7 protein-coding genes and 1 riboswitch are annotated in these 7,401 nt (G+C 73.0%); of the genes, 4 read left to right on the top strand and 3 right to left on the bottom strand.

Annotated features, from left to right (window positions below):
• Nucleotides 1-139 precede the first annotated feature (139 nt).
• Nucleotides 140-1,012 (top strand): AraC family transcriptional regulator, encoded by an 873-nt coding sequence (locus ACWEJX_RS36895; protein ID WP_451611781.1) that lies wholly within the window; start codon nt 140-142, stop codon nt 1,010-1,012.
• 82 nt (nt 1,013-1,094) lie between these two features.
• On the opposite strand, the gene ACWEJX_RS36890 is transcribed toward ACWEJX_RS36895, so the two are convergent.
• Nucleotides 1,095-2,369: a serine hydroxymethyltransferase gene (locus tag ACWEJX_RS36890; RefSeq protein WP_451611780.1), complete on the bottom strand. Its 1,275-nt coding sequence runs from the start codon at nt 2,367-2,369 to the stop codon at nt 1,095-1,097.
• 137 nt (nt 2,370-2,506) lie between these two features.
• Nucleotides 2,507-2,597, bottom strand: a riboswitch (ZMP/ZTP riboswitch).
• A 109-nt stretch (nt 2,598-2,706) separates the two neighbouring features.
• Here ACWEJX_RS36890 and rocD point away from each other — a divergent pair.
• Together rocD and ACWEJX_RS36880 are read left to right on the top strand one after the other, a co-directional pair.
• Nucleotides 2,707-3,924 carry an ornithine--oxo-acid transaminase gene (gene rocD / locus ACWEJX_RS36885; RefSeq protein WP_451611779.1) on the top strand — a complete coding sequence of 406 codons (1,218 nt, stop codon included), beginning with the start codon at nt 2,707-2,709 and terminating at the stop codon, nt 3,922-3,924.
• Nucleotides 3,925-4,102: 178 nt separating this feature from the next.
• A complete protein-coding gene (locus tag ACWEJX_RS36880; protein ID WP_451611778.1) occupies nt 4,103-4,789 on the top strand; it encodes a polysaccharide deacetylase family protein in 687 nt (228 codons plus the stop codon).
• Nucleotides 4,790-4,799: 10 nt separating this feature from the next.
• Here ACWEJX_RS36880 and ACWEJX_RS36875 read toward each other — a convergent pair whose 3' ends face one another.
• Both ACWEJX_RS36875 and ACWEJX_RS36870 read right to left on the bottom strand, forming a co-directional pair.
• On the bottom strand, nt 4,800-5,990 hold the full coding sequence (locus ACWEJX_RS36875) for a glutathionylspermidine synthase family protein (protein WP_451611777.1): 1,191 nt from the start codon (nt 5,988-5,990) through the stop codon (nt 4,800-4,802).
• Between the two features lie 6 nt (nt 5,991-5,996).
• Nucleotides 5,997-6,296: a hypothetical protein gene (locus ACWEJX_RS36870; RefSeq protein ID WP_451611776.1), complete on the bottom strand. Its 300-nt coding sequence runs from the start codon at nt 6,294-6,296 to the stop codon at nt 5,997-5,999.
• Between the two features lie 128 nt (nt 6,297-6,424).
• Between ACWEJX_RS36870 and ACWEJX_RS36865 the strand changes: the two genes are divergently transcribed.
• Nucleotides 6,425-7,276: a hypothetical protein gene (locus tag ACWEJX_RS36865; RefSeq protein ID WP_451611775.1), complete on the top strand. Its 852-nt coding sequence runs from the start codon at nt 6,425-6,427 to the stop codon at nt 7,274-7,276.
• Nucleotides 7,277-7,401 lie beyond the last annotated feature (125 nt).

The following is a 7,401-nucleotide window of genomic DNA, read 5'->3' as shown; positions in this document are numbered from 1 at the left end:
CACCTACCTTGGCTCGTACGGGACGCGCGGCGTCGGCTACGACGTCGACCCGCCGCACCCGACCGGAGCGGGCACAGGATGTCGGGTGCGGCAGGCTGGGTCCTTCCTAGCGTGGTGATCGAAAGGAAGGAGGCCGGGGTTGCTGGATCGGCTGAACCAGGCCATGGAGCACATCGAGGGTCACCTCGACCAGCAGATCGATGTGTCCGAACTGGCCCGGATCACGGTCACGTCGGAGTACCACTTCCGGCGGCTGTTCTCGTCGCTGGCGGGGATGCCGCTGTCGGAGTACGTCCGACGGCGGCGGCTGACCGTCGCGGGGGCCGACGTGCTGGCCGGCGAACCGACCTTGCTGGAGATCGCGATCCGTTACGGCTACACCTCGGGCGAGGCCTTCGCCCGGGCGTTCCGCGCCGTGCACGGAGTCGGTCCCGGCGAGGCCAGGCGTACCGGCGCGGCGCTGAACGCGCAGCCCCGGCTGTCCTTCCGCCTCACCGTCGAAGGGAACAGCACCATGCGCTACCGCATCGTGGAGAAGGAAGCATTCCGGGTCGTCGGCAAGAAGGCCCGCGTCCCGCTGATCTACCAGGGCGTCAACCCGCACATCGCCGAGCACATCAAGGGCATCCCGCCGGAGACGATGCTGCGGATCGTCGCCTTCTCGGACCAGGACCCGGAGGGCGTGGTCTCGGCGACCGTGCGCCTGTCGGACAGCGTGGAGGAGGGCAGCGAACTCGACTACTACCACGCCGTGGTGACCACCGCCGACGAGCTGCCCGAGGACCTCGACGTGCTGGACTGCCCGGCGGGCACCTGGGCCGTGTTCGAGAACACCGGGCCGTTCCCGCAGGCGCTGCAGCAGATGTGGGGTGACATCGCGGCCCAGTGGATCCCGTCCAACCCGTACGAGTACCGTCCCGGCCCGGAGATCCTGCGCACCCGCCCGTCGAAGGACGACCCGGCGCAGTCCGACTCGCAGCTGTGGTTCCCGGTGACCCGCACCAGGGGCTGAGCCGCACGTCACGTGACGTTCCGGGGCGGGCGCGGGCGAGGCACCCGCCCCGGAACGTGCGGACCGTGCCGAACGGGCCCCGCTAGACCGGCAGGCCCGGGGCCGGGAACGCGGCCATCAGCTCGGCGACCTCGGCGCCGATGACGGCCAGAGCGTCCTCGTCGCCCTTTCCGGCGGCGGCGACGCCCCGGTCGATCCAGTCGGCGACCTGCGGCATGTGCGCGACGCCGAGGCCGCGCGAGGTGAGCGACGGGGTGCCGATGCGGATGCCGGACGGGTCGAAGGGCTTGCGCGGGTCGAACGGGACGGTGTTGTAGTTGACGACGATCCCGGCCCGGTCGAGCGCCTTGGCCGCCACCTTGCCCGGGACCTCCTTGGGCGTGAGGTCCATCAGGATCAGGTGGTTGTCGGTGCCGCCGGAGACCAGGTCGAAGCCGCGGTCGAGCAGCGCCTCGGCGAGGGCCCGGGCGTTGGCGACGACCGCGTGGGCGTAGTCGCGGAAGGACGGCTGGGCCGCCTCGTGCAGGGCGACGGCGATGGCGGCGGTCGTCTGGTTGTGCGGGCCGCCCTGGAGGCCCGGGAAGACGGCCTTGTCGAGCGCCTTGGCGTGCTCCTCGCGGCACATCAGCATCGCGCCGCGCGGGCCGCGCAGGGTCTTGTGCGTGGTCGTCGAGATCACGTCCACGTGCGGCACCGGCGACGGGTGGGCGCCGCCCGCGATCAGACCGGCGATGTGCGCGACGTCGGCGACGAGCACGGCGCCGGCCTCGCGGGCGATCTCCCCGAACGCGGCGAAGTCGATCGTGCGGGGCAGCGCCGTGCCGCCGCAGAAGATCACCTTCGGGCGCTCGGCGAGGGCCAGTTCGCGGACCTGGTCGAAGTCGATGAGCCCGGTGTCCTTCCGTACGCCGTACTGCACGCCCCGGAACCAGGTGCCGGTCGCGGAGACGCCCCAGCCGTGGGTGAGGTGGCCGCCCATCGGCAGCGCCATGCCCATCACGGTGTCGCCGGGCTGCGCGAAGGCCAGGTAGACGGCGAGGTTGGCCGGCGAGCCGGAGTACGGCTGCACATTGGCGTGGTCGACGCCGAAGAGGGCCTGGGCGCGGGCGATGGCCAGGCTCTCGACCTGGTCGATGTTCTGCTGGCCCTCGTAGTAGCGGCGGCCCGGGTAGCCCTCGCTGTACTTGTTCTGCAGCACGGTGCCGGAGGCTTCGAGGACGGCGGCGGAGACGTAGTTCTCGCTGGGGATGAGGCGGAGCGTCTCGGCCTGCAGCCGCTCCTCGGCCCCGACGAGCGCGGCGAGCTCGGGATCGGCGGCGGAGAGGGCCGGGTGGTGGGCGGGAAGGGGAAGGTTCATGGCGTTCGTACCTCCGGGATGGAGGCCCCGGTGCGGCATCCGCGCGGGACCTGGTCGGTTCCCGTGATGCGGATGGGGACTCACCCGCCGAAGGCAGGGGGCGAGCGGCATCCACACGGGAATCGGGAATGGGTCTCCCGTGATGCCCAGGCGGGCGGCATCTCGTGTGCTCTGCCGCGCACGGCTCCCCCGGGGTTCGTTCCCCGTACGCCAGTCGCCGTGCGTGTTTCCAGAGTATCGGGCGCGCCGTCACGACAGGTTTCCCCGTCCGGCATGCGAGCGACGATAAGAAAAGGGAACCACACCCGCCCCTGGCCGCAGGACGAACGGAGACCCCGTGTCGAGTACGTCGAGGACGCAAGACGAGATCGCTGCCGCGGACGCGCACAGCGCCCACAACTACCACCCCCTGCCCGTGGTCGTCGCCTCCGCGGAGGGTGCCTGGATGACCGATGTCGAGGGGCGCCGCTACCTCGACATGCTCGCCGGGTACTCGGCGCTCAACTTCGGGCACGGCAACCGGCGCCTGATCGACGCCGCCCACGCGCAGCTGGAGCGGGTGACGCTGACGTCGCGCGCGTTCCAGCACGACCGGTTCGGGGAGTTCTGCGCGCGCCTGGCCGAGCTGTGCGGCAAGGAGATGGTGCTGCCGATGAACACGGGCGCGGAGGCCGTGGAGACGGCGGTGAAGACGGCCCGCAAGTGGGGGTACGAGGTGAAGGGCGTGCCGGACGGGCACGCGAAGATCGTCGTGGCGGCGAACAACTTCCACGGCCGGACGACGACGATCGTCAGCTTCTCCACGGACCACGAGGCGCGCGACCACTTCGGTCCGTACACACCGGGCTTCGAGATCGTGCCGTACGGCGATCTGACCGCCCTGGAGGCGGCCGTCACGGAGAACACGGTGGCCGTGCTCCTGGAGCCGATCCAGGGCGAGGCGGGGGTCCTGGTCCCGCCGGCCGGTTATCTGCGCGGGGTGCGGGAGCTGACGGCCCGGAGGAACGTGCTGTTCATGGCGGACGAGATCCAGTCCGGCCTGGGCCGCACGGGCCGGACGTTCGCGTGCGAGCACGAGGACGTGGTGCCCGACGTCTACGTCCTGGGCAAGGCGCTCGGCGGCGGTGTCGTGCCGGTGTCGGCGGTGGTCGCGAACCGGGACGTCCTCGGGGTGTTCCGGCCGGGCGAGCACGGCTCGACCTTCGGCGGCAACCCGCTGGCCTGCGCGGTCGCCCTTGAGGTCATCGCGATGCTGCGGACGGGCGAGTACCAGCAGCGCGCGGCCGAGCTGGGCGAGCACCTGCACGCCGAGCTGGGCCTGCTCGTGGGCGGGGGCGCCGTGGAGGCGGTGCGCGGCCGCGGGCTCTGGGCGGGTGTGGACATCGCGCCCGCGAAGGGGACGGGCCGGCAGATCTCGGAGAAGCTGATGGCCCGGGGCGTGCTGGTGAAGGACACGCACGGGTCGACGATCCGGATCGCGCCGCCGCTGGTGATCTCGAAGGAGGACCTGGACTGGGGCCTGGAGCAGCTGCGGGCGGTGCTCTCGGCGGACTGACGGTTCGCGCTGACGGACGTGGGCGGTCCGGTCCGCCTCCGGACGGGCCGCCTCCGGACGGGCCACCTCCGGACGGGCCGCCTCCGGACGGGCCGCCTCCGGGCGGACCGTCCACGTCCGTTTCGTGCCCGACTCCCCCCATTGACACCCCAGTTGGTCTAGGCCAATGATGGCCGCCATGTCGAGACCCCGTCTGCGCCGCGCGCTGCGTCGCGCGCTCGCCGCGCTCGTCCCGCTCGCCTTCGTGAGCGCCCTCCCCGCCCCCGCCCGGGCCGCCGCCTGGCCGGAGCCCGTACCGGTCGTGAACCGCGTCCAGACCACCGACCCGGTCGTCTTCATCACCATCGACGACGGCTGGAACCACGACCCGGCCGCCGCGAAGCTGCTGCTCGACCGCCGGGTGCCCGCGTCCCTCTTCCTGCTGCCGGGCGCGTACGCCTACGACTCCGGCTACTTCCACACGCTGCTCGACCAGGGCCCGTCCCGCGTCGAGAACCACACCGTCGACCACCCGGACCTCACCACCCTCGACGCCGCCGGCCAGCAGGCGCAGGTCTGCGGGGCGCGCGAGGCGCAGCTCGCCGAGTTCGGGGACGGGGCGCGGCTGCTGCGCCCGCCGTACGGGACGTACGACGCGACCACGCTGACCACCGCGCGGGTGTGCGGGGCGAAGGCCGTGGTGACGTGGACGTACGACATGACGACCTGGGGCCGGTGGACCCCGCCGACGCCCGCGCTCAAGGCGGGCGACATCGTCCTGCTGCACTTCAACGAGACGGTCGAGCAGGATCTGCGGCGGGCCCTCGCGGCGGCCGACGCGGCCGGTCTCCGGCCCGCGCCGCTCAGGGACTACGTACCGGAGTAGGCGGCGCGGGTCAGAGGATCACGTGCGGGATGAAGCGGGCGTACTCGTCCGTCACCGGTCCCGCCGACTCCCGGATGCCGAGCCCCGCCGCCTCGTCGCCGACGGTCCACGCGCCGAGCACGACGCGGTTGCCGTCGAAGTCGGGCAGCGGGGCGAGCTCCTGGTAGCAGCAGGGTTCGTCGTCGCGCAGGACGACGGGGTCGCCGGGCTCGTGCAGGGTGACGCCGGCGCCCTCGCGGCCGAGCAGCGGCTTGGCCACCCAGCCGGTGGTCGTGGCCAGTTCGCGGGGGCCGTCGAGGTAGGCCGGCAGCAGGTTGGGGTGGCCCGGGTACAGCTCCCAGAGGACGGCGAGCAGCGCCTTGTTGGAGAGCAGCATCTTCCAGGCGGGCTCGATCCAGCAGGTGGAGCCGGTCCCGCCGCCGTTGTCGAGGGTGTCGAGGACGTGCGGGCCGAAGCGGTCCGTGGTGAGCCACTCCCACGGGTAGAGCTTGAAGCAGGCGCGGATGAAGCGGAGCCGGTCGTCGACGAAGCGGCCGCTGATGCGGTCCCAGCCGATCCGCTCGACCGACAGCGCCTCGGTGGCGAGGCCGGCCTGTTGGGCGGTCTCGCGCAGGTACGCGACGGTCATCAGGTCCTCGCCGAGCTCGTCGCCGTCGGAGTGGACGAAGTGCACGGGGCTGCCGGGCGGCAGCAGGTGCGCCTGGCGCCTCCAGGCGTCGACGAGGCGCTCGTGGAGCGAGTTCCACTGGTCGGCGCCGGGGAAGCGCTCCTCCATCCAGAACCACTGCGGGCTCGCCGCCTCCACCAGGGAGGTGGGGGTGTCGGCGTTGTACTCCAGCATCTTGGCCGGGCCGCCCGCGCCGTCGTAGCGGAGGTCGAAGCGCCCGTAGACGGTGGGGAGTTCGGCCCGGCGGTGCCAGGACTCGGCGACCCGCGCGGCGAGCCGCGGGTCGGTGATGCCGAGGTCGGCGAAACGGTCCTGCTCGACGATGTGCGCCGCCGCCGCCAGGCACATGGCGTGCAGCTCCTCGACGACCTCCTCCAGGGCCTCGACCTCGGGCAGGCTGAAGGAGTAGTAGGCGCTCTCGTCCCAGTAGGGGCGCAGCGAGCCGTCGGGGTAGCGGGTCAGCGGGTAGATCAGGCCCTGCTCCTCGACGGTCCGCTGCCAGCCGGGGCGGGGCTCGATGGTGTGGCGCTCCATGCGGGATCAGCCGCCGGAGGAGGAGTGGTGGCCGCCGAAGCCGCCGCTCTCGACGGCGGACCTGTCGTAGCTGCCGCCGCTGACACGGCCGTTGCTGGAGGAACCGCCGTAGTAGTAGCGGCCGGTGGAGGAGCCGCTGCTGCTGCCGCCGGTGCCGCGGCCGTCCTCGCACTTGTAGTCGGGGAGTTCCTTGTACGTGACCGGGTCGATGCAGCGCCGGTCGGGCTCCGAGCTGCACGCGGTCAGTGTCGCCGCGAGCATGCCCACTCCGCCGAGTACCACCGTGCTCGACCTCAGCCTGCGCATGACCTGTCCTCCCCGTCGTCCTGCCGTATCGCAGGGTTGCGATCGCACAGTGTAGGCGGGCCGCCCGCGGCCGTATCGGCCCGCCCGCATGTTCTCCCCGCGTACTCCCTGCGCACTAGGGTCCTTTCATGCTTCTTGGGATGATCTGCGCCCTTGGTTCCGCGCTCTGCTTCGGCACCGCCTCGGTCCTCCAGGCCCTCGCCGCCCGGGCCGCCGAACCCGGCACCGGCGGCGGCGTCGACGTCGCCCTGATGTGGCGGGCGCTGCGGCAGTGGCGGTACGTGGCCGGGCTCGGCCTGGACGGACTCGGCTTCGTCCTCCAGATCGTGGCCCTGCGCACCCTGCCGATCTACGCGGTCGGCGCCGCCCTCGCCGCCAGCCTCGCCGTCACGGCGGTCGTCGCCTCGCGCGTGCTCGGCGTCCGGCTGCGCCGGATCGAATGGATCGCCGTCGGCGTGGTCTGCCTCGGCCTTGCGATGCTGGCGCTCGCCTCCGGCCGGGAGGGCCACGAAGGGGTCGGCGACGGACTCGAATGGGGCCTGCTCGCGGCCGCCGTCGCCGTCCTGGGCATCGGCGCGGCCGCCGGCCGCCTCCCCGACCGCCCGCGCGCCCTCGTCCTCGGCCTCGCCGGCGGCCTCGGCTTCGGCGTCGTCGAGGTCGCCGTCCGCCTCCTCGACGGCCTGGACCTCACCAACCCCGCCCTGTACGCCCTGCTGCTCGCCGGCGCCTCCGCCTTCGTCCTCTACACCTCCGCCCTCAGCCGCGGCGCGGTCACGACGGCCACGGCCGGCCTCGTCCTCGGCGAGACGATCGGCCCGGCGATCGTGGGCGTGGCCTGGCTCGGCGACAAGACCCGCGAGGGCCTCGGCTGGCTTGCGGTCCTCGGCTTCGCGGTGGCGGTGGCGGGCTCGCTGACGCTGGCCAGATTCGGCGAGGCGGTTGCGGAGGAGGAAGGGGCGGAGGCGCGGGCGGAGGCGTAGCCGGGCCCAGGCGCGGCCCGGCACCGGCGCGGCCCGGGACCGGCGCGGGCCGGCACAGGCGCGGCCCGGCACAGGCGCGGCCCGGCACAGGCACGGGCACGGGCACGGGCGTACCCCGGCGCGCG

The sequence above is a fragment of the Streptomyces sp. NPDC004788 genome (assembly GCF_053601115.1).
This window is presented reverse-complemented; position numbering and strand designations above follow the sequence as displayed.

Coding starts and splice junctions, on each gene's coding strand:
- ACWEJX_RS36875 (WP_451611777.1), bottom strand. CDS start 5,990: ATGGAGCGCCACACCATCGAGCCCCGCCCCGGCTGGCAGCGGACCGTC.
- ACWEJX_RS36870 (WP_451611776.1), bottom strand. CDS start 6,296: ATGCGCAGGCTGAGGTCGAGCACGGTGGTACTCGGCGGAGTGGGCATG.
- ACWEJX_RS36890 (WP_451611780.1), bottom strand. CDS start 2,369: ATGAACCTTCCCCTTCCCGCCCACCACCCGGCCCTCTCCGCCGCCGAT.
- ACWEJX_RS36865 (WP_451611775.1), top strand. CDS start 6,425: ATGCTTCTTGGGATGATCTGCGCCCTTGGTTCCGCGCTCTGCTTCGGC.
- ACWEJX_RS36880 (WP_451611778.1), top strand. CDS start 4,103: ATGTCGAGACCCCGTCTGCGCCGCGCGCTGCGTCGCGCGCTCGCCGCG.